We start from the raw sequence: 20,830 nt of genomic DNA on the forward strand, positions 1-20,830 counted from the left end.
TTCAGTTACCGGGCAACACACATTGAGTATCGAGGCCGAGGACGTGGTTGAGCCGGCCGAAGGCCAACCACGATCCGAGGCACATGCTCAACTCGACGATTTCTCGCTGGGAATAGTGAGCGGTCATGCGTTCCCAGAACTCGTCGTCGAGTCCGTGGTGGTCGAGGGCGTATCTCTCGGCGTATTCGGCAGCGAGGCGCGTCCTGTCGTCGAAGGCATCGGTGGTGCGCCAGTCGGTGACAGACTGATCGAACGTCGACTCCACAGTCTCGCCGTCACGCTCGGTGCGCCAGTCCTGACAGAAGATGCACCCGTTGATCTGAGCGATCCGAAGCCTGGCCGCCTCGAACTCGCGGAGTCCGAGAGTGCCGTCCGTGTAGACCTTTTGGGAGAACCCGGCGGCCGCGGGTCCGATGCCGGGGACCATCTCTCCCCACACGTAGCCGATCGGATTCTTGCCTTCGGGTATGTCGATATTCATGTGAGTACCTCCGAGTTTCGGGCACCGAGCTTGCCGACGCCGGGTGTGAGCGGAACGTCCAGCGCGTCGTAGAGACCGGGTTCAGCCTGACGTAGCCAGGGAATTGCGTTGACGAGACGTCCTACGGCCGTGGCATTTCCACCGGCCGCGCGATTTCCACCTTCATCGGTGGCTTCGACGTTGATCTCGATTCGTGGTCGTCCTTCGACGATCACCTTGTGCGCGCCGTCGCCGCCGTCGGGCGGGAGCGGCCAGTCGCGGGCACAGGACGGATGAATACGCGTGACGTGTTCGATCACGATCAGTGGTTCCCCGCCGACGATTCCCTGAACCTCGAATCGCAGTGCGCCTTGGGTGCCGGCCGCGAACTCCCCCATATGTTCGGTCGACACGGTTTCCTCGAGCGGGCGGCGCAGCAAGGTCTCGCGGATCTCGTCGAGTTCCACCCCGAGTGCCCGGGCGATGAGCCGAATCTGCCCGCCCCAGACCATGGTGGGTACGGTCGGCGCGACCATGGGAGGTTCGTAGTCCATCGGCTGACCCATCCCGATCAGGTAGCGGACAGAATCCGGCTGTTCGTAGGTCGTGTAGTCGAAGATTTCCTGACACCGGATCTGGTCGATTGTCCCCGCGAGCCCGCTGACGAGAATCGGCAGGATGTCGTTGCCCCAGCCTGGGTCGATACCGGAGACGAACAGAGCGCCGCCGCCCGCCTTGGCAGCAGCTTCGACGGGATCACGAAGTTCGGGAGGCGCAGATTTCGGGTCGTACAGCGCATATACGGACGGCGTGACCACCACAGCTCCGGCGGCCAGTACCCGCGTGATGTCGGCAACCGCGTCGTCGGGCCGAATGTCGCCGGACGCCGCGTAGACCACCGCGCCGGGAGACGCTGCGAGCACGGCATCGGCGTCGTCGGTAGCCGCGACGCCCAGGTGCACTCCCAGATCAGCGAGGTCACCGGCGTCTCGCCCGACCTTCTCGGGGTTCGCAACGATGACGCCGACAAGTTCGAGGGCCGGATTGGCTGTCACAGCGCGAATCGATGCACGCCCGACGTTGCCGGTACCCCACACGACAGTCGGAATCTTGGACTCGGCTTCATTCGAAACTGCACCCATCAATCGGACATTACCCAGCTCAGCGCGTCAGGTCAGCAGAACTGCAAGAATTCGTTTCACTTCATCCGGTCAAAAATGCCATTGCCTGCGCAGTCAGTGCGCCGTCACCCCGCCTCCGGTACGTCTCGGCGGGTCGGCCGTTACCTGGTCTGCTCATCTCGCCGGTACTTTCGAGCGCGTCGAACACCTGCCGGCGGAAGCTGTCCTTCTGGAACGGACGATCGAAGATCACCTCGTAGAGTCCCCGAAGTTCGGCGACGGTGAACGTCCCGCCCGACAATCCGTCCGGATCCACGTACGACGCATACCTCGTGCGTAGGTCCGTGACCGCGAGTCGCACCATGTCGGCGTGATCGAATGCGAGTCCGCTCACTGCCTCGTCGTCGTACACATCGACGAGAAGCGCCGAATCGGGCAGTGCCGATTCCGGTAGGCAAGCCGTGTGTGCGACCGACAAAACCCATCCACGGTCGTCGCGGTCCGGTCGGTCGAAGATCGCCAACTGGTGGAAGCTCGTCTGGGCCAACTCTGCCTTGACCGACAGGGCACGATCGGCTGCGGCCGTGAGCAATTCGCGTTCGTGCAGAAATGTTCCCGGTAGCGCCAGCGCACCGAGACGGTGCAGAACCACCAGAACTTTCAGAGATCCACCGCTGTACGTCAGCACCGCGACGTCCACTGCCACAGACGGACGCGGATAGTCCGTCAATCCCTTGCCGCTCGTGTCTGTCCATTTATTCACCCTTGCATGTTATCTCAAACATGATCTATGGTTAGCGCAAAGTTGATCAAACGATCATCGCGAACCGAAGAGGTGGCTATGAAACTCACCGCACAGCAGTCCGATCGAGCGGCCGGCGTTCTGCTCGGCACCGCAGCAGGAGACGCACTCGGCGCCGGCTACGAATTCACCTACCCGAAGGCCGAGGTCACGATCGACATGATCGGTGGCGGCCCGTTCGACTGGGCGCCGGGAGAATGGACCGACGACACCTCGATGGCAGTTGCGATCGCCGAGGTGGCCGCTACCGGAATCGACATCGGAAGCGCTGACGGTCTCGATGCCATTGCAGCACAGTTCATCCGGTGGTACGACTCGAAGCCCGCGGACATCGGCAACCAGACGCGAGCAGTGTTGTCCGTCCGCTCCGAAAGCGCAGCGGCGATGGCGGATCGTGCGCGGGCGATCAGCGGCCGCAAAGCCGGCAACGGCTCGCTCATGCGGACTGCTCCCGTCGCCCTCTCCTACTTGGACGATGCAGAAGGTGCCAGGTCGGCAGCGCACCGGATCAGTTCACTCACGCACGACGACCCGCGTGCCGGACAGGCGTGCGAGTTGTGGACCCATGCCATCCGCCATGCCGTTGTCTCCGGCAACTTCGACGGTGTTCGCGGCTTCCTCTCCGTTGCCGATCAGGACGTCGCCGAATACTGGGGCCCGCTGCTCGATCAGGCCGAAACCGGGAACCCGCAGGACTTCTCCAAGAACGGCTGGGTGGTGCATGCACTTCAGACTGCTTGGTGGGCAATCACTTCCACGGACAATGGCGATGCTCGCCACCTCCAGTACGCATTGGAAGCAGCAGTAAGAGCCGGCGGGGACACCGACACGACGGCGGCCATCGCGGGTGGCCTCCTCGGCGCCCGCTGGGGAGCGTCGGCGGTTCCCGCCCGTTGGCGCCGAATCATGCATGGCTGGCCGGGATACCGTTCCTCCGATCTGATTCGCCTGGCAATAAAGACTGCTCGCGGCGGTACCGACGACAAGAACGGATGGCCGTCGACGGCAGAACTCGACTACTCGAGGTTTCGCGGAACCCACCACCTGACGACGCACCCGCACGACGACGGCGTCATGCTCGGCGGCGTCGATGCGGTGTCCACTGCAGACTACGACGCCGTGGTCAGCCTGTGCCGCATGGGAACACGACAGGTCGCCCCTGATCACGTCGAGTTCTGGTTGGTCGACGACGGTCACGATTCCAACGCCAACCTCGAGTTCGTTCTCGACGACGCAGCGCGCACCGTCCAGGCGTTGCGGGCCGAGGGAAAGCGCGTACTCCTCCATTGCGTTCAGGCGCACAGTCGCACGCCGTCGGTTGCAGCGCGATACTCGATGTTGATCGGACGTGATCCCTACGACGTACGCTCGGCTATGCCGTGGGCTCGCCCGAAGCGTGAACTCTGGAACACGGCAGTCGGAAACGCGTCCGTCGGACACACAGCCGTCGGATACACAGGAGGATCCATGCCCGCTATTACAGTCGTCGAAGGTGACATCACGACGCTGACCGTCGACGCCATCGTCAATGCGGCCAACTCCAGGCTCCTCGGCGGCGGCGGTGTCGACGGCGCGATCCACCGTGCCGGGGGACCGGAGATCCTGAAGGCTTGCGAGGTATTGCGCAACACCAGCCTTCCCGACGGCCTGCCGGTGGGTGCGGCCGTAGCCACCACCGCCGGAAAGCTGCACGCCAAGGCCGTGATTCACACCGTCGGCCCGAGGTATTCGCGCTCCGAGGACCGTTCCGGTCTGCTTCGGTCGGCGTACACCCGCAGCCTCGCCGTGGCCGACTCGATCGGCGCCCGTACCGTCGCCTTTCCGTTGATCTCAGCAGGGGTCTACGGCTGGCCGAAGGAAGATGCCGTCCGACAGGCCGTTTCAGCGATTCGCGCGGCGAAGACCGAGGTCGAGACGGTCACACTGGTCGCATTCAACAAGGAGACGGCAGACCTGATGCGCCGCGCGATCGCCTGACCGTTTACCGGGCCCACTTCACGCCACGTTAAAGCACTGCAGAGCGGTCGGAGAAGTGGAGAAATTTCACCGGTTGGACGTTTGTCCAACAATTTGTCCGAATCGCATATTCTGCGGCTCGCTCTGTGTTCTACTCCTCTCCAGGGTTTGAGCTGGTGGTGAGCAAACGACGAGACGTATTCGATTCTCTGTCAGCTCGAGGCTGGTTCCCGGACCCGGCTTCAAGCCGAGAGCTCGATTTTGTCGAGCGCTACTCAAGGAGAATGTGAATGGTGTCGACGTTGATGCGCCGAGGAGTGGGGGTGGCCGCGTCGTTGACCGGATGCGTTGCCCTCGTGATCGGCGGAGCCGGAGTCTCGTCCGCCGCTGATGTGGACCTTCCGTTCACGGCATCGTGCCACGGGTGGCAGTTCCCCGGACCGATCACGCACAACGAGACGCGTGATTCCGGCGTCACGATCAGTGCGCCGGCCGTGGTCCCGCCGAACTCCACCTTCACATACCGCCTCGCGCCCAATCCGATGACGGTCCCCAAGGACGGTTACGACCTCAGGTCCGTCGTGAACTGGACGCGTCTCAAGTTCGATTTCGACATCCCCGCAGGCACCTCCTACGTGGGGGCGCAGATCGTGGCCGGCACCAGCTCGAATCTGGGTGGGGTCGCCCCGACGATCACGCGGGTGAACGATGCCGGTTCACCCGATCCGAATGGGACGCATCTTCGTATCTCCGGCAACAACATCACGGCGGGCAACGGACCCAACACCGACGACAACGGCGGCGGCGGAATCGAGGTCGGTGGAGGAAAGACGTTCCAGCTCCCGGCAGTCGACGTCACCGTCACGTCAGGGGCTGTCGGCACCCAGATCAAGCCCATGCTGCGCGTGTCCGACTCCAACTCGGGTTCCTACGACAGTGCCGCCAACTACCTGACCTTCCTGCAGCAGGAGACCCTGCTCGGCGGCGTCAAATACTGGCTGACCACCAATTGCTCACCACGCGACAATCGTTCGGCCGGATTGAACGCCGGCGGCCGGCCGCTCGCCGTGATCAACGTCGACTCCAGCCTCGCTCAGACACAGACGCGAATCGACGCACCCGGTAAGGCCGTCGTCGGTGACTCCGTTGAACTGACGGCAACGGTCACTCCGTGGCCGTCGGGAGGAACAGTGCAGTTCCGTGACGGAGGGGTCGACCTCGGCGCTCCGGTGGCCGTCGTCAACGGCGTCGCGAAGGCCAACCGCACGATGACAACAGCGGGCGACCACAACATCACGGCGTACTACACGGGATCGGCCGGTTTCATGGAGTCGATGTCGGGCGCCGTGACGATCAACGTCGTCGAACCGTCCGAGCCCGAGCCTGGCACCGGTAGCCTCGGCAGCCTTGGTACCCCCGGATTCGGGTCGTGAAAACTGTGAACAGAAACCAGGATTCGACGATGAACTCGAAACTCCTACGCGGCTCTGCGATTGCAACCGTCTCGGTACTGGCCGGCGGCTTGTTCTCCATCGTCGGCGGCGGGATCGCCTCGGCTGCCCCCGAGACCAAGAGCGTGGCCTTCACAACTGCATGCCATGTGCGCGAGATGGACGGTGTGGCAAGCCCGATCACGTTCAACGAGACACTCGGCTCGGGAGTCACCATCACCGCGCCGACCACCGCGGCACCAGGTGAGACCGTCACCTACCGCGTGCAGCCGAACGAGATGAAGACAAACAGCGGCGGCCATGCCAGCCGTGGAGTCGTGCATTGGGCCCGGATCAAGTACGACTTCGACATCCCGTCCGGCGTCGAATTCGTGAGTTCCCAGCTTGTGGCGGACAGTGCGTACGGCCTCGGATCCGACAGTGCCACTCCGACAGTCACACGGATCGACGACGGCGGTAATCCATCGGCATCCGGTACGCACCTGCGTATCTCCGGATCGAATCGAACCACCGGAAACGGTCCGTCCTCCGCAGTTCGATCGAGTGACGGCATCATCGTCGGTGCCAACACCAAGTTCCGACTCCCCGCAGTCGACGTCACGGTCAAAGCTGGTGCGGCCGGTACCGAGATCAAGCCTTCGCTGAGGGTTTCCGATCCCGGTTCCGCCAACTACGACGACGACCGAAATGCGCTCACATTCGTCCAGCGCGAAAAGGATGTCTTCACAGTCAACTACTGGGAGCGCTACAACTGCTCCCCGCGGGACAACAGGAACTCCGGCCTCAACGCCGGTGGGCAGGCCCTGACCACCATCTACGTCAGCCAACCGACAACCACCACAATCCAGATGCCCGGCTCGATCCAAGCCAGCACACCGACCGAGCTTGTCGCAAAGGTGGATCCGGCCCCGGTCAACGGAAACGTGCAGTTCAGGGTGGACGGCGCCGACGTCGGTACACCGGTCACGCCCGGTGCCGACGGCACTGCCCGGCTACCGCATACCTTCTTCACCGCCGGAACCGCGCGGGTCTCCGCAACGTTCCAGGGCGTCAACGGATTCCAGAGTTCCAACTCGACCGAGGCGATGGTGACGGTGACTGCCGCACCTGTCGTCAAGCAGACCGACACGGCCGTGAACGTTCCCACCGATGCTAAGACGGGCGTTTCGGTGTCGCTGAGGGCGCAGGTCACGCCGACACCCACCGGTGGCACTCTCCAGTTCAAGGACGGCGCTGCAGATATCGGCGCTCCGGTCCCGGTGGGCACTGACGGCAAAGCCACTCTGGAACATGCCTTCACCTCGGCTGGATCTCATGCCGTCTCGGCCTACTACTCCGGCGCAACAGGATTCATGCCGTCGATGGCACCCGCTCAAACGGTCACCGTGTCTGATCCCGCACCGTCCGATGTCACCACCTCGACCTCACTGGCAGCTCCCGCGACGACCAAGCAGAATGTCGCGGCAGAACTGTCCGCGACGGTCACCCCCAACCCCGGCGGGGGCTCGGTTCAGTTCTACGACGGCGACCAACCCATCGGACAGCCCGTTGTCGTCGGAGTCGATGGAGTGGCGCGACTGACGCACACTTTCGCATCGACGGGCGATCATCGGATCAAGGCGTCATACGCCGGGCGAAGTGGATTCACACAGTCCGCGTCGGACGAATCCGTCGTCAAGGTTTCTGCTGCGCCTGACGACGGCGGGAACGGCGGTTCGGGCAGCCTCGGTTCACTGGGCGGTCTCTTCGGTTCCTGATCGAATTCTTCTCGACACTGTTGCCGCTGCACCGATTCGGAGCAGCGGCAGCAGCCTGTTGCGGCCGTGGTCATAGAACTGATTGATTTAGCGATGGAGCACAAGTGTCCAGGAATTCTCTTTCTCGACGGTCGTTTCTCGCCGCCGGGGTCGGTGCAACTGCAGTCGCCGCTACTTCCCTTCTGCCGCCGTCGCTTCAACGTGTACTGGCGACACCCGCAAACTCCGGCGGGCTCGATTCGATCGAGCATGTAGTCCTCGTCATGCAGGAGAACCGATCTTTCGATCACTACTACGGCGCACTGAGGGGTGTTCGCGGATTCGGGGATCCGAATGCGCTGCGTCTGCGCGGCGGCCACAGCGTCTTCGAACAACCCGGGCCTACCGGTCCTGTGCTCCCCTTCCCTATCCGCGATTCGGCTGCGGCGCAACGCATGGACACCCAGAACGTGACCGGACTCGACCACAGCTGGGCGGGCGGACATGCCGCACTCGCCGACGGCTGGCACGACGGTTGGATCGCGGCAAAAACCGGCACGACGATGGCCTACTACGACCGGCAAGACATTCCCTTTCACTACGAACTGGCGGACGCGTTCACGATCTGCGACGCCTACCACTGCTCCGTTCCGACGTCCACGAGCCCCAACCGGAACTATTGGGTCTCTGGATACACGGGATACGAGCCACTTTCGCCTAATCCGACCGAGTCGGTCCTGCCTTCGGATCCACCCGGTCCCGGGGGACGAGCTGTAACCAATGCGGCCTACAACCCCTGGCACGCCGGCTACGGATGGACGACGGTTCCCGAGCGGTTGCAGTCCGCCGGCATTTCCTGGAAGACCTACCAGGAGTGGGACAACTTCGGAGACAACAACCTCGAATACTTCACTGCCTTCAAGAAAGTGGCGGCAGGGCTGCTTGGTCGGCCAAGCCTGCTCCCCTACGAAATCCAGACCTTGGCCGGGTTCTATCTCGCCCTGCCGTCGATGCCGGCGCCGGTCCAGGACGCAGCGGTACTGGCCCTCGCGAATGCCGCAGACCAACTGTCGCCTGCTGATCGCCAACTCTACGATCGCGCGCTGTACCGATCCCGGCCCGGCACACTGGCTGCCGAGTTCAAGAAAGACGTCGAGTCCGGTCGACTGCCGCAAGTCAGTTATCTCGTTCCGTCCGAGGTGGATTCGGAGCACCCATCGGGTTCGTCACCGGCAGCGAGCGCAACACTGCTCTATCAAGTACTCGACGCCATCGCGTCCGATCCGGATCTGTGGGCGAAGACGGCCGTGATCGTCAACTTCGACGAGAACGACGGGTACTTCGACCATGTACCGCCACCTCGACCACCGCGCTCGGTCGAAACCGAATGGGTCGGCAATCAGCCGCTCGGCCTCGGCCCGAGGGTGCCGATGACGATCATCTCGCCGTGGACTGTTGGCGGTTTCGTTTGTTCACAAGTGTTCGACCACACGTCCGTCACGCAATTCCTGGAAAAGCGGTTCGGAATCACGCAACCGGAAATCGACCCGTGGCGACGCACGGTGAGTGGCGACCTGACGTCGGCGTTCGACTTCGCCAACCCGCGCAGCCGGCCGACGTTGGCGCGCCCGCAACCCACACCACCGCTGGAACCGCGATGGACGCCAACACCTCCCACCGAACAGAGAATGCCCCTGCAGGAAAGCGGCACTCGACCAGCACGGGCCCTTCCCTATCAGCCCGACGCCTACACGACGGTGAACCCGGAAACCGGCTCGTTGGCGGTCCATCTGGCCAATACCGGCGCCGCATCAACGCACCTGGCCTTGTACCCGTACGCAGGTGAGTTCGACGAGCCACGGCATTACGACCTCCTGGGTGAGGTCGATGACACCGTTGCGCTCAGTGATCGCGTCTACAGCCTGACCCTGTTGGGTCCCAACGGTTTCAGGCGCGAGTTCAGCGGAGCTACAGACAGTGCGGCAGCCTCGCTCGACGTCTCGACAACTGTCGACGCAGGGACGCGCACGCTTGTACTGACGGCGACCAATTCCGGAAGTCGTGCACTGACGGTCAATGTGGACGGAAACCGACGCAAACTCGCTGCCGGTGCACACTCTCGGTGGACGGTGCGTTCGGTGGACGGCTGGTATCAGGCCGCCGTGACGGTCGACGAAGATCCCGAATTCAAGCGCGTGCTCGTCGGACACATCGAAAACGGGCGGACCAGCGTAAGCCAACCGACGTGAATCGACACCGAGCGTTCAAGCCCAGGGCCGAATCCCCATTCGGACAAGTCAATCCATCCACACACCCAGAAGGAGTTTCCGTGCGTCGTATCCCGCTCTCAGCACTGATAGTCGCGGGCTCACTGATACTGGGCGGCGGAATTGCCGCGGCTCAGGGCAGCCTGCCCACGTCGGGGAGCGCCGATGGCACGTCGGTGCCACCGTCGTACCTGACCGACGACGCCGGGCGCTCCCTGATCCTGCGAGGCTTCAACACGGCGTCGAGCGCAAAGAGCGCACCCGACGGCATGCCGAAGTTCACCGAAGCCGATCTCGAGCGCGAACATGCCGACATGGGAACAAATTTCGTGCGTTTCTTGATCTCCTGGCGTTCGGTGGAGCCAGCGCCGGGACAGTACGACCAGGAATATCTGGACCGCGTCGAGGACCGGGTCAGCTGGTACGCCGAGCGCGGCTACAAGGTCATGCTCGACATGCATCAGGACGTCTACTCCGGCGCGATCACACCAGAGGGCAACAGCGGCAACGGCGCCGGCAACATCGGCAACGGCGCGCCGGCCTGGGCGACCTACATGGACGGCCTTCCGGTCACCCCTCAAGACCGCTGGGAGCTGTACTACGTCCAACCCGGTGTGATGCGTGCATTCGACAACTTCTGGAACACCACCGGCCAACATCCCGAACTGGTCGAGCACTACGCGAACGCCTGGCAGGCGGTGGCCGAACGTTTTGCAGGCAATGACACCGTCGTGGCATACGACCTGATGAACGAGCCGTGGGGCGGTTCCCTCCAAGGCCCCGCCTTCGAAGGTGGGCCCCTCGCTGCCCTGTATCAGCGAACCACCAACGCCATCAGGGAAGTTGATCAGGACAGCTGGGTGTGTGTGGCCCCGCAGGCCGTCGGCGTCAACCAAGGTGTCCCCAGCGGGCTCACGAAGATCAACGACCCACGAGCCGGCGAACAGCGAATCGCCTACTGCCCACACCTGTACCCGCTGCCCCTCGACCTCGGTGACGGATACTCCGGCCTCTCACGCACACTCACCGACGCGACCATCGACACCTGGCGCGACAGCGTCGAACACATCGCAGGCAACGTACTCGGCGGCGTTCCGATCATTCTCGGCGAATTCGGGCTCGACACAACACTGCCCGGCGCAACCGACTACATCGACCGCGTCTACACGACCGCCCGAGAACTCGGTGCGGGTGTCTCCTACTGGTCCAGTGATCCAGGTCCTTGGGGCCCGTACCTGCCGGACGGATCGCAGACACTCCTCGTCGACACCCTGAACAAGCCATATCCGCGAGCCGTCGCGGGCACACCCACCGAATGGTCCTCGACCGTTGACCGCCTTCAGCTGACGTTCACCCCGAACCCCGCAGTGACGGCACCGACCGAGATCTACCTACCCGAAAGCGGCTTTCCCGGCGGCGTCGACGTCGCGGGCGCCGACATCGTGAACTGGAACCCCCAAAGCCGTCTTCTCACAGTGGAAACCGCGGACGACGCGGGCCCCGTCACAGTCACGGTGACGCCGGCAAGCTGATCGCGAGCGTCGAGATTCCTGGATATTTGTCCAGTTCTTTCGTAACGTTACAAGCGACGGGTGATCGGCCGACGGAAGGCGAGTATGTCCACGGAGAAGATGTCTGTCCAAGATCGTTTTGCGCGGGTGGTGCTCGATGTCGTCGGCGCCTTACCGACCGGGGCGCAGCGCATTCTCGGTGGCAAGCCGAAGGAGATCGACGGGCAGACTCTGCACCCCGAGATCCAGCTTGCGCTGAGATTGCTCTCAGCGGTCGAAGGTACGAGCTTCGAGCATCTTCCGGTCGAAGAGGGACGGGCTCAGATCGACGCCGAATCGCGACTGTTCGGCGGTACGCCCATCGACATCGAGACGGTACGTGACCTCGAGATCCCGGCCGGGGATCACGCGATTCCGGCTCGGCTGTATCGCCCGGCCGGAGTCTCAACGCCCGCTCCACTTTTGGTGTACTTCCACGGCGGCGGGTTCGTCCTCGGCAGCCTCGAGAGCGGCGACAGTGTGTGCCGCTTCCTGGCCCGCCACGGCGAGGTCAGTGTGTTGTCGGTGGACTACCGGTTAGCACCGGAGTTCCCGTTCCCCGCCGGGGTCGATGACGCCGTCGCCGCATTCCGGTACTGCGTCGAGCATGCCACAGAGCTGGGTGCAGATCCGAAATCCATTGCGGTAGGCGGAGACAGCGCGGGTGGGAACTTGGCTGCCGTCGTCGCGCAGTCCACGACCGAAGACGACGTCAAACCAGTATTCCAACTGCTCTTCTTCCCCTGGGTGGACCTTTCGTCGAAGCGCCCTTCGCACAAGATGTTCGGCACCGACTTCTTTCTCACCGACGCCCAACTCGACTGGTATGCAGCCCATTACCTGTCGGGCGGCGCTTCGGCTCTCGACCCGCGAGTCTCACCGCTGCTCACTCCGGACCTGGCCGGCCTACCGTCCGCGTACGTTGCCGTCGCCGGTTTCGACCCACTACGCGACGAGGGTGAGGAATACGCGAACCGGCTGCGAGAGGCCAGAGTCCCGGTTGCACTCAGGCGTCACAGTGGATTGATCCATGCCTTCGTCAACACCACCGGTGTCGGCCATACCGGTCAAGATGCGATGTTCGAGGCCTGCGGCGCTCTGCGGGTTGGACTTTCGGGCCCGCACTGAGGGCAGGGTCACGAAACGGGGAGTGCCAGATCCGCCCACTCGACCATCGCTTCGAGCACGGAGCGCAGTTCCATCCCCGTCGCGGTGAGTTCGTACTCCACTCGCGGCGGCACCTCGGCGTAGGCAGTCCGGGTCACCAGATCGAACTCCTCGAATCGCTTGAGTCTGGCGGACAGTGTCCTGGGACTGATGCCGGGCAATGCGCGTCGTAGTTCCGTGAAGCGCATCGGGCCGTGCGTGAGCTCACGAACGATCAGCGTTGCCCACGGTCCGTCCAGAACCAGCAGAAAGCGCGCGACGCCGCACTCCGGAAGCTCGTGACCTGATTCACTCATCGATTCCCCATTAGTTCACTTGAAGTAACTGGTTCCCAATCTGAACTATAGGCGTCATGACTTACACAGTGCATGGCGCCACCGGCGCACAGGGTTCTCCCGTTCTCGCGGGATTGGTCGCGGCTCTCGCCGGATCGACAGGTGCCGAAGTCCGAGCAATCACCCGCAACCCCGACCAGACGTTCGAGGGTGCGAACACCGTCGTCGCGGACAATGCGTCAGTCGACTCTCTCGCCGACGCTTATCGCGGGGTAGACGGGGTGTTCTTCCACCTGCCACTCGCCGGTGACACCGAGACGCTAGCTGGTTACGCCCACAACGTTCTGGCAGCAGCAAGAGTGACAGGTCCTTCGCGGTTCGTGATCTCTACCAGCGGCACGGTGACCCGCGACGCTACTTCGCCGCTTGCCGGTCCCAACACACCCGTTCTCTCCGAGCTCGTCGACGGACTCCGCGCCGAAGGTATCGCGGTGACCGTCCTGACCCCGCGTTTGTTCCTCGAGAATCTTCTTCTGCCCACCGTGCTGTCGGGGGTGAAAGACGAAGGGGTCCTGCGTTACCCACTGCGTGCCGATCTCGCGGTCGCATGGAGTTCACATCTCGACGTCGCTGATGCAGCCGTTGCGGCCCTGACTCTCGACGTAGCACCGGACGCGGTCGACATCGGACAGATTCCGGCGATCACCGGCATCGAACTGGCCGTAGCATTCGCCGAACACTTCTCGCGCGCGGTAACTTTCGAAGCCGTGACGCCCGATGCCTTCGGTGCGTCGATTGCGCCGATCATCGGAGGGGGCGCAGCAGCCGGGGTTTCCCAGCTCTACACGGGACTCAAATCTGCCGACAGCGTCGCGTTCGACTCCGCGACGGGTTCTGCCGTTGCCTTGGGCATCGTCGCCCGCAGCACCCGGGCCTGGCTGGCAGATCTCGGAGTGAACTGACCGGAACGACGCAAACGGCCGGCTCCGCGAAGTATCGCGTGGAGCCGGCCGATTTCCGGGGTTACCGGTGCGTGCGGGTCTTCAACTGGCGGTTCAGCTGCCGACTCCCGAAGTCCAGACCGGCACCGTCACTGGTGGCCAGCACGGTGAGTCCAGCGGCGACCAGCAACGAAATAAGCACAACGCTCATGGTGAGTCACCTTTCTTCCTGTCGTGAAACGGTTTTGCGCCTCCGGGAAATGTCGACATATCCGGCACCCCACTTCAGCTGACCTCAAAGTATCTGTAACTATGGGTTACGCGCAATGTGTGGTCCCTCACCTGAAAGCGCAGGGTGATGCGCAGATCACGCTGCGTTCGACGGCGGACTTACCTGGCCAGAACCATGTTCACGAACTCGTCGGCGAGCGCCTGAGCGTCCGCACCGCTGCCAGGAACCACATCGGGCGCACTGTGTACCAATTGCATCTGCCCCAGGTACATCGAATAGGCAAGTACGCCACGATGTTCCGCTTTCTGCCTGTCCATCCCCAGATCGACCAACAACGTCACGATGTAGGTAACTCGACGCTCGGTGACACGTCGAACCGCCGCCGAAACCAAAGGATGGCCGATCCCGGCAAGCAGTTCCAACTCCGCACGGCGACCGGCCAATCCGGTCGTGACCGAATCCACCAGACGACGCAACCTCACCTCCGCCGGTTCACCAGAGGACTCGACGGAGGAGATCAGTCTCTCGGTTGCCAAAACTTCCCACCGGCCGAGCGCAGCTTGCAGCAATTCGTCGCGGTTGGCGAAGTGCCAATAAAAGGAACCCTTGGTCGATCCGAGCGTGCGCGCCACCTTTTCCACTGCAACTGCATCAGGCCCATGGCTTGTCAGAGCCTGGAAAGCTGCATCGATCCACTGGTCGCGAGAGAGTCGGGCGCGGGCATTCGGCACCTCCGTACGGTACCGTATGGGTAAGTTCCATACGGCACCGTACGGAGGACGAAATGACACTCGCTTTCAAGGCAATGCCTGCACCGGACTGGGCAGAAGCCACCACGATCACCATCCCGTCTGTTCCGACCCATACATCCGAGGAGTGGGCGCAGGCAGTCTTCGACGTCAGGAATGTCCCCGCACCCGTCCTCGCGATGTTCTGGCTCAGGGAGCGGATAGTCGGACTGCTCGGCATCGCCAAGGGACGCCCCGACACCTTTGCCGTCGACAAGATCGCCGACGGCGAGGCCCTCATCGAAGCGGACGAGAAACACCTACGATTCGTCGCCTCGGTTCAGGCCGACAACGACGCCGGCCTCCTGCACGTCGTCACCGCCGTGGAGCTGAAGAACCGCGCGGGCCGAATCTACTTCGCACCCGTTCAGGTACTGCACGGCGTGATCACGCGGGCAATGATGACGTCCGCTCGAAAGAGACTGTGCACGTGATCAACCGTCCGGACCGCCCTTGAGTTCGAGGCTGATCTGATCGGCATCCAGCGCGGCAAGTGCCGATCCGAGCATCCGTGCGTCGAACACGCCATCGTCACGTGCGTCGATCAGTGCCTGACGCTGCGCGTCGATCACGTCGAGGCGGATCCTCTTCTTCGACCGACCCTCTGGCGGAACGACACTCGCAGCAGCATCTTCGAGGAGGTCGAGCAACCTGCGATGCTCGTCTAGTCCGGATTCGGTGAGGTCCTGCGCTGCCGGACCGGTCGCCACTACGACGCGCTTCAACGTTCCTCCCTGAAGGATCAACGAGCCTGCTGCCACCAGGAACGCAACCAAGATCAGGAGCGATCGACTCGGGGTGTCTTCCGGCAGAGTCTGCGCTGCAGCCAGAGTGACCGCCCCGCGCATGCCGGCCCAGATGACGATCGTGCCTTCACGCCATCCCAACGGCGCAGCAAGGTAGTAGTCGATATCGGCAACCGTCCGCCGAACCCGAACCTTGAACCTTTCCATCTGATTCGCCGAAGGTGCCCGGCGCCTGCTGCGTCGTTCGTCTGGCGGGTAATCCTCGGGATTGTCGAGGCGATTCGCGATGTCGGAGAGTCTGGGTTTCATGCGTTCACGAAAATTCGCCCGCGCTTGGAGCGCTCGCAGGAGCGGGGCCACGTACAGAGCCCGCACCAAGATCGTGAGGAACAGTGCACCCGCCGCCACGAAGACCGCCGTGGATATGCCCTCGTGGTCGACCCGGACATCGTCGACTATCGACGAGAGTTCAAGGCCCATCACCAGGAAGATCGCACCTTCGAGGACCAATTCGACTGTGCGCCAGTTCTGGGAGTCGGACAACCGGTGTCGCGGTGACAGCTTCCGAGGAGCGTCGTAGCCGGTGACGAGCCCGGCCACGACTGCAGCAACCAACCCTGACGCACCCAACTCTTCGGCGGGGATCGCCGCCAGAAACGGCACCGTGAACGAGATGACCGTGTTGACCGTCGAATCGGTGACACGGGCGCGAACCATCAGGTTGACCTTGCCGACGACAACTCCGATGACCGCGGCCACGACGACGGCAAAAGCGAACTTGCCCAACACACTCCACAGCGACACCGATGCGGCGGCCCCGGCGATGGCAGTACGCAACAGAACCAGAGCGGTGGCGTCGTTGAGCAGGCTTTCGCCTTCGAGGATCGACACCACCCGCGGCGAGACCGGGAGTTTCTTGACGATGGACGTCGCGACGGCATCCGTCGGGCTCACGATCGCACCGAGTGCAATGCCCCACCAGATACCGAGTCCTGGTATCACCCAGGAGAAGAACACACCGAGAACAAGCGCACTCACGACCACGAGCAGAACGGAAAGCCCACCGATGGCACCGAACTCACGCCGAAACTCCATCGACGGCATCGAGACCGAGGCGGAGTACAGCAGTGGCGGAAGCACGCCTGCCAGAATCCATTCCGGGTCGATGTCCACTGCTGGGACAAATGGTAAGAGGCTGACAACGATCCCGGCCATCACCAGAATCAACGGTGCTGCGACTCCGATCCGCGCTCCGAGCGTCGAGGCCGCGACGATTCCGAGCAGTCCGAGCACCACAATGATCAGAGCATCCACTGCTTCCCCCTGTACCCCCGGATTTGTGTCTGGCTCTTTCTACACCTTTGCCGGAGACGGGGGCGAGACCCGCCACGCGACGGCGATCAGAACAACCGTGAACGCCGATGCGGGCCACAGAGCGTGAAGACCGATCCACCGATGAACGAGCGCACCGACCACCGCGCCCGCGATCAACCCCGCGCACATCCCGAAGTGCTGCAGCCACGCCCACTTCGGGCCACCCAGAAAGGCTCCGGTCAGACGCTGGCCCATCTTGACCAGCGCACCGGTCATGTACGTGACACCGATCGTCACCTCGCCGTCGCGCTGGAACACCGAGTTGACGGCTCCCATCGCCAAGGCCATCGCCGAGATCGCGCCGGGGGTGACGTCGAGGCTGCTCATCACCGAACCGATGGACAGCAGCCCGGCTACAACCGCGAGCACCGTGACCTTGCGAGCCCGGACCGAATAGCGCTCCGTGAAGTGGGTGACGACGGTTCCCAGCGCGATTCCCAGGAGGAAGAGCACGATGATTCCGCCGGCAACTCTCGCGGTCGACCACACCCCGTCGGCAAATGCGACGCTCGCCTGCGTCATGTTGCCGCTCATGAACGAAACGAAAGGCCCACCGAGCGTGATGAATCCGAGCGCGTCGACGTAACCGGCCAACCCGGCGAGCGCTGTCGCCAGGCCGATCAGCGACCTGCTGTATCCCGTCACCCGACGAGCTCGGTTCAGCTCAGCTTGCTGGTGCGCAGCTCGTGGCCCTTGGACGTCTTGCAGCGGCCGGTCTCGAGATCCCACTGCCAGCCGTGCAGATCGCAGGTGAGGTTGGTGCCGTCGACGACACCGAACTTCGACAGGTCCGCCTTGAGGTGGGGGCAACGACGCTGAATCTCGTACCCGCCCAACTCGATAGACGCGCTGTCGTCGTGGGCCTCGGCGAACCAGCCGTCGGCGTACGCGATGCGCTCGTCGGTGAGGCACTTGAAGAACGTGTAGAGGAATTCGTTGTACCCACCGATGCGCCACGCCGTGAAGCGTGTCGACAGGAAGATGGTGTTGACCCAGTCGGGCTCGTCGTCGCGCAGAACGGTGCGAACCAGTTCGGGAGCGATGCGGAAGCCGTAGCGGTACTTACCTTCTCCGTCGATGGGCTCACGAACGATCCGCTTCGGGAAGTCGAGAACGACCGTCTCCTCTCCCATCACGAGTCCGACGGGGTAGCCGATTCCGTCGCAGATCAGATCGGACTGAGCCATGATCGGCTCGAACTTGGCCTTGAGACCGTCGAGCAGCGGCTCGCCTTCGGCCGGAGCCCACGTGGCCTTCTGCGCGGCGATGACCGGTGCCATCTTCTGCGCCATCTTCTCGATGTACTCGGCCTTGTTGGAGAAGATCTTGTCGACGTCTGCGTCCGGGATGGGATGCGTCAGCGCGACCTTCTCGCTTCCGCGAAGTTCGACGGCCGAGCCGGGGATCATCAGCAGACCACGATCGTTGCCGTTGATGCGCATCTGCTCGAGGAACGTGATCTGGTCGGGGAAGATGTTTCCCTCGTCGCCGTGATCGTCGTTGAGGTAACGCAGGTCGTCGTCGAGGAAGACCGGCGGGCCGGCCGACGGAACAACCCAGGCAGCGTCGACCTGGGAGATGTAGTTGCGGCAGCGGTCCATGCCGCGCTGACGCTTCTGCTTGCCGAAGTTGCGCTTGGTGCCCTTCGGGATGTCGTAGACCATCGGGTACCAGATCGCGCCCGAGTACTGCAGCAGATGGATGTCGACCTTCCCGAAGGCGTCGGTCAGCGGGTCCAGGTCGACGGGCCTGGCGTCGTTCATGTTGAAACAGGTGGTTTCCCCGTCCGAGACGACGAGGCCCGAGTCACCGATCGGACCGTCCGCGGGAGCGCGCAGAGCGATGATCATGATGTCGAGATCGCCCTTGGGACCGCTGACGGTGTGCTTGACGGAGTCTTCCGTCTCGAAGAACTTGTGGAAGCCGAGCTTCTCGAGTTCACGCTTGAGGTCCGGCACCGGGTAATCGGGGAGCAGGACTGTGGCGTCCTTGTTGACGTGCGCGATCAGATTCTTCGGATCGAAGTGGTCCTTGTGCAGGTGCGAGACGTAGAGGTAGTCGCAATTGCCCAGCGCGTCCCAGTCCAACTCTGTGTTGTCGGGGAACGGCACCCAGGACGCAAAATACGTCGGGGTCACCCATGGATCACACAGGATGGATCCGGCCTCGGTCTGGATGTGAAATCCTGCGTGGCCGACGCTGGTGATCTGCATTGCAACCTCCGAAATCGTACTGCTGGTCAACTCAGCATAGTCGGCGCGATCAGGGCCAAATCGCGATCGAGGAGGCGGCCGGTTGTGACGTCATGCACGTCAGAGGTCGAAAGTGGGTTGTGAATCAGACCTGCCGGTGACGCGGACAACACTCTCTGTGCTGGCGTGTTCGCCGTATTTCTTGGCGTTCGCGGGAGCTGTTTCAGCATTCCCGAAGACAGCCCCTAAGGCTAACCTAACAAGCATGACTCGACTCCTTTCTCCCTCCACGACCGATCGCGACTACTGGGCGATCGTGGACAACCTGACGCGACGCGGTTTCTTCGGCGTCGGCGCGGGCGTCGCTGCGGCCGCGTTTCTCGCCGCCTGCGGCAGCACGGAAAGTTCGACGCCCGAGAACGCGGAGACCTTCGAGTTCACGCGCGGCGACGAGAAGCTGATCATTCCGACGGACCCGCAGAACGTCGTTGCCCTCGATCCGCGGGACGGCCTCGAATTGTCGATCCTCGCCGGATACCCGGTGACCGCCTACCCGACCGGCGCAGCCGAACACCTGCGCCGTGAGGTCCCGGATGCCACGGGTGTCGAGATCTTCGCCGAAGGTGCTTCCGATCCCAACTTCGAATACATCTCGACTCTCGGCGCCGACCTTCTCGTCCTCAGCGCCGGCTGGTGGGACACCGGGTCGTACGGCAACGACCGGATGCAGCAGATCGCACCGGTCCTGCCCGTCGGCAAGGACTTCACCCCGGAGTGGCGGAAGGTCATGTCGGACTTCCTCACCGGCATCGGGCGCAGCGATCGCGCCGAAGAAGTACTCGCCGAGTACGACGCCCATGTAGCTCAGGTCCGCCCGACCGTCGAACCGCTGATGGCCGGCAAGAAGGTTGCCTTCGTCGCCGCCGCGGAGGATCAGATCGCGTGGTTCCAGAACGATTTCCGCACCGCCGTCGCCGAGGACCTGGGATTCGAGGTGCTCCGTGAAGGCCCCGACCTTCGCGTGATGCTCGGATCGGAGCAGTTCAACCGTCTCGAAGAAGCCGACGTCATCTTCGCTTTGGATCGCAGCGCCTCCGGCAGCGTGTACACCTCGCCGACGTGGCAGCGTCTGCCCGCCGCGCAGGCTGGTCGAGTGATTCCCTTCGACTACTACAAGGCCGCGGGATACGCCTTGACCGCCAAGGTTCTCGTCGACGACTTGGCGGCCGGGGTCAAGCGGTAGAAACCCGACCTTCGTCAACCCGACGGGGCCCCGATCATTCGGCACCGGCGGCTCGTCCTGTCACGCGGTCCCGAAACTCGCGGAACGCTTGGAAACCACCGGTGAGCGCCCGCGCCAGTTCCTCGGCGCTGTCGACCCAGACGACGTCCTCCAACTCGGAAACGTCGTCGGGCTCGTGATTGCGCTGGGGAACGAGAAACGTCGGGTCACCCTGAGGGTTGACGATCAGGAACCCAGCCGCCGCGCAGAGGTCGTAGACGAACGCGCACTCGGCAGGCGACAGCGTCGCGTGGAAGATTCCACCACTGAGTGGATCGCTCTGCTCGAGCGAGTCGAGATGATGGTCGGAGAAGGCCCCGTCGATCGTCAATGCCCTGTCGTCACGGTCGACGATCTCGCCTCCGTACGGGCTCTCGACCACGCGCAGCCCGTGCTGATCGAGGAAAGCGGCGACCGCCGCCCGATCAACATCGAGTTGCACGTCCTTCGTCACCCGCATGAAGTGCAGCGAGAAACCCATCGATCCCCC

19 protein-coding genes are annotated in these 20,830 nt (G+C 63.2%); 9 read left to right on the forward strand and 10 right to left on the reverse strand.

All coding sequences use genetic code 11. The features are described 5' to 3' along the window. Position 1 precedes the first annotated feature (1 nt). From RHP72_RS27545 to RHP72_RS27555, 3 genes are all read right to left on the reverse strand, one after another. Positions 2 to 481: a carboxymuconolactone decarboxylase family protein gene (locus RHP72_RS27545; RefSeq protein ID WP_003943220.1), complete on the reverse strand. Its 480-nt coding sequence runs from the start codon at positions 479 to 481 to the stop codon at positions 2 to 4. Continuing rightward, entirely contained in the window at positions 478 to 1,602 is a 1,125-nt protein-coding gene (locus RHP72_RS27550; protein ID WP_054826742.1) for a dihydrodipicolinate reductase, read from the reverse strand. Before RHP72_RS27550 ends, RHP72_RS27545 begins: the two co-directional genes overlap by 4 nt. Positions 1,603 to 1,663: 61 nt before the next feature. Beyond that, on the reverse strand, positions 1,664 to 2,344 hold the full coding sequence (locus RHP72_RS27555; RefSeq protein WP_054826741.1) for an NrtR DNA-binding winged helix domain-containing protein: 681 nt from the start codon (positions 2,342 to 2,344) through the stop codon (positions 1,664 to 1,666). 78 nt (positions 2,345 to 2,422) lie between these two features. Here RHP72_RS27555 and RHP72_RS27560 point away from each other — a divergent pair, with 78 nt between their 5' ends. The 6 genes from RHP72_RS27560 (at position 2,423) to RHP72_RS27585 (ending at position 12,471) form a co-directional block, all read left to right on the forward strand. Next, positions 2,423 to 4,360, forward strand: coding sequence for an O-acetyl-ADP-ribose deacetylase (locus tag RHP72_RS27560; RefSeq protein WP_054826740.1), 1,938 nt, complete (start codon positions 2,423 to 2,425; stop codon positions 4,358 to 4,360). Between the two features lie 269 nt (positions 4,361 to 4,629). Further along, a complete protein-coding gene (locus tag RHP72_RS27565) occupies positions 4,630 to 5,772 on the forward strand; it encodes an Ig-like domain-containing protein (RefSeq protein ID WP_311094080.1) in 1,143 nt (380 codons plus the stop codon). A 29-nt stretch (positions 5,773 to 5,801) separates the two neighbouring features. Continuing rightward, a complete protein-coding gene (locus RHP72_RS27570) occupies positions 5,802 to 7,547 on the forward strand; it encodes an Ig-like domain-containing protein (protein ID WP_225320180.1) in 1,746 nt (581 codons plus the stop codon). A 104-nt stretch (positions 7,548 to 7,651) separates the two neighbouring features. Continuing rightward, a complete protein-coding gene (locus tag RHP72_RS27575) occupies positions 7,652 to 9,775 on the forward strand; it encodes a phosphocholine-specific phospholipase C (RefSeq protein WP_054826738.1) in 2,124 nt (707 codons plus the stop codon). Positions 9,776 to 9,855: 80 nt separating this feature from the next. Continuing rightward, positions 9,856 to 11,325 (forward strand): cellulase family glycosylhydrolase, encoded by a 1,470-nt coding sequence (locus RHP72_RS27580; RefSeq protein ID WP_042451702.1) that lies wholly within the window; start codon positions 9,856 to 9,858, stop codon positions 11,323 to 11,325. Between the two features lie 84 nt (positions 11,326 to 11,409). Further along, the gene (locus tag RHP72_RS27585) at positions 11,410 to 12,471 is read left to right on the forward strand and encodes an alpha/beta hydrolase (RefSeq protein WP_134929595.1); all 1,062 of its coding nucleotides are present in this window, start codon (positions 11,410 to 11,412) and stop codon (positions 12,469 to 12,471) included. Between the two features lie 8 nt (positions 12,472 to 12,479). Here the strand turns inward: RHP72_RS27585 and RHP72_RS27590 are convergent, their stop codons facing one another. Next, the gene (locus tag RHP72_RS27590; RefSeq protein ID WP_007730275.1) at positions 12,480 to 12,806 is read right to left on the reverse strand and encodes a helix-turn-helix domain-containing protein; all 327 of its coding nucleotides are present in this window, start codon (positions 12,804 to 12,806) and stop codon (positions 12,480 to 12,482) included. A 56-nt stretch (positions 12,807 to 12,862) separates the two neighbouring features. Between RHP72_RS27590 and RHP72_RS27595 the strand changes: the two genes are divergently transcribed. Next, positions 12,863 to 13,747 (forward strand): SDR family oxidoreductase, encoded by an 885-nt coding sequence (locus RHP72_RS27595; RefSeq protein ID WP_054826737.1) that lies wholly within the window; start codon positions 12,863 to 12,865, stop codon positions 13,745 to 13,747. Positions 13,748 to 13,808: 61 nt separating this feature from the next. Here RHP72_RS27595 and RHP72_RS27600 read toward each other — a convergent pair whose 3' ends face one another. Both RHP72_RS27600 and RHP72_RS27605 read right to left on the reverse strand, forming a co-directional pair. Next, positions 13,809 to 13,937, reverse strand: coding sequence for a hypothetical protein (locus RHP72_RS27600; RefSeq protein ID WP_003943237.1), 129 nt, complete (start codon positions 13,935 to 13,937; stop codon positions 13,809 to 13,811). 179 nt (positions 13,938 to 14,116) lie between these two features. Next, the gene (locus RHP72_RS27605; RefSeq protein WP_039973149.1) at positions 14,117 to 14,689 is read right to left on the reverse strand and encodes a TetR/AcrR family transcriptional regulator; all 573 of its coding nucleotides are present in this window, start codon (positions 14,687 to 14,689) and stop codon (positions 14,117 to 14,119) included. 53 nt (positions 14,690 to 14,742) lie between these two features. On the opposite strand from RHP72_RS27605, the gene RHP72_RS27610 reads away from it, so the two are divergent. Then, positions 14,743 to 15,180 carry a DUF2867 domain-containing protein gene (locus RHP72_RS27610; RefSeq protein WP_007730272.1) on the forward strand — a complete coding sequence of 146 codons (438 nt, stop codon included), beginning with the start codon at positions 14,743 to 14,745 and terminating at the stop codon, positions 15,178 to 15,180. Here the strand turns inward: RHP72_RS27610 and RHP72_RS27615 are convergent, their stop codons facing one another. Genes RHP72_RS27615 through RHP72_RS27625 form a run of 3 tightly spaced genes read right to left on the reverse strand, consistent with a single transcriptional unit; the run spans position 15,181 to position 19,079 of the window. Next, a complete protein-coding gene (locus tag RHP72_RS27615) occupies positions 15,181 to 16,806 on the reverse strand; it encodes a cation:proton antiporter (protein WP_311094081.1) in 1,626 nt (541 codons plus the stop codon). A gap of 39 nt (positions 16,807 to 16,845) precedes the next feature. Beyond that, complete coding sequence (locus RHP72_RS27620) at positions 16,846 to 17,511, reverse strand: YoaK family protein (protein WP_047272319.1); 666 nt, start codon at positions 17,509 to 17,511, stop codon at positions 16,846 to 16,848. Positions 17,512 to 17,525: 14 nt separating this feature from the next. Continuing rightward, positions 17,526 to 19,079 (reverse strand): MBL fold metallo-hydrolase, encoded by a 1,554-nt coding sequence (locus tag RHP72_RS27625; protein WP_003942885.1) that lies wholly within the window; start codon positions 19,077 to 19,079, stop codon positions 17,526 to 17,528. 244 nt (positions 19,080 to 19,323) lie between these two features. On the opposite strand from RHP72_RS27625, the gene RHP72_RS27630 reads away from it, so the two are divergent. Next, positions 19,324 to 20,301 carry an ABC transporter substrate-binding protein gene (locus RHP72_RS27630; RefSeq protein WP_003942949.1) on the forward strand — a complete coding sequence of 326 codons (978 nt, stop codon included), beginning with the start codon at positions 19,324 to 19,326 and terminating at the stop codon, positions 20,299 to 20,301. A 34-nt stretch (positions 20,302 to 20,335) separates the two neighbouring features. Here the strand turns inward: RHP72_RS27630 and RHP72_RS27635 are convergent, their stop codons facing one another. Further along, positions 20,336 to 20,821: a hypothetical protein gene (locus RHP72_RS27635; protein WP_311094082.1), complete on the reverse strand. Its 486-nt coding sequence runs from the start codon at positions 20,819 to 20,821 to the stop codon at positions 20,336 to 20,338. Positions 20,822 to 20,830 lie beyond the last annotated feature (9 nt).

This window comes from Rhodococcus sp. SG20037 (genome assembly GCF_031763325.1).
In the GTDB taxonomy this organism is placed as follows: domain Bacteria; phylum Actinomycetota; class Actinomycetes; order Mycobacteriales; family Mycobacteriaceae; genus Rhodococcus_F; species Rhodococcus_F qingshengii.

What these genes read in the sequence shown, in the direction of transcription:
- RHP72_RS27560 (WP_054826740.1), top strand. Translation starts at nt 2,423, where the DNA reads ATGAAACTCACCGCACAGCAGTCCGATCGAGCGGCCGGCGTTCTGCTC.
- RHP72_RS27550 (WP_054826742.1), bottom strand. Translation starts at nt 1,602, where the DNA reads ATGGGTGCAGTTTCGAATGAAGCCGAGTCCAAGATTCCGACTGTCGTG.
- RHP72_RS27630 (WP_003942949.1), top strand. Translation starts at nt 19,324, where the DNA reads ATGACTCGACTCCTTTCTCCCTCCACGACCGATCGCGACTACTGGGCG.
- RHP72_RS27570 (WP_225320180.1), top strand. Translation starts at nt 5,802, where the DNA reads ATGAACTCGAAACTCCTACGCGGCTCTGCGATTGCAACCGTCTCGGTA.
- RHP72_RS27595 (WP_054826737.1), top strand. Translation starts at nt 12,863, where the DNA reads ATGACTTACACAGTGCATGGCGCCACCGGCGCACAGGGTTCTCCCGTT.
- RHP72_RS27545 (WP_003943220.1), bottom strand. Translation starts at nt 481, where the DNA reads ATGAATATCGACATACCCGAAGGCAAGAATCCGATCGGCTACGTGTGG.
- RHP72_RS27585 (WP_134929595.1), top strand. Translation starts at nt 11,410, where the DNA reads ATGTCCACGGAGAAGATGTCTGTCCAAGATCGTTTTGCGCGGGTGGTG.
- RHP72_RS27590 (WP_007730275.1), bottom strand. Translation starts at nt 12,806, where the DNA reads ATGAGTGAATCAGGTCACGAGCTTCCGGAGTGCGGCGTCGCGCGCTTT.
- RHP72_RS27565 (WP_311094080.1), top strand. Translation starts at nt 4,630, where the DNA reads ATGGTGTCGACGTTGATGCGCCGAGGAGTGGGGGTGGCCGCGTCGTTG.
- RHP72_RS27600 (WP_003943237.1), bottom strand. Translation starts at nt 13,937, where the DNA reads ATGAGCGTTGTGCTTATTTCGTTGCTGGTCGCCGCTGGACTCACCGTG.
- RHP72_RS27635 (WP_311094082.1), bottom strand. Translation starts at nt 20,821, where the DNA reads ATGGGTTTCTCGCTGCACTTCATGCGGGTGACGAAGGACGTGCAACTC.
- RHP72_RS27625 (WP_003942885.1), bottom strand. Translation starts at nt 19,079, where the DNA reads ATGCAGATCACCAGCGTCGGCCACGCAGGATTTCACATCCAGACCGAG.
- RHP72_RS27610 (WP_007730272.1), top strand. Translation starts at nt 14,743, where the DNA reads ATGACACTCGCTTTCAAGGCAATGCCTGCACCGGACTGGGCAGAAGCC.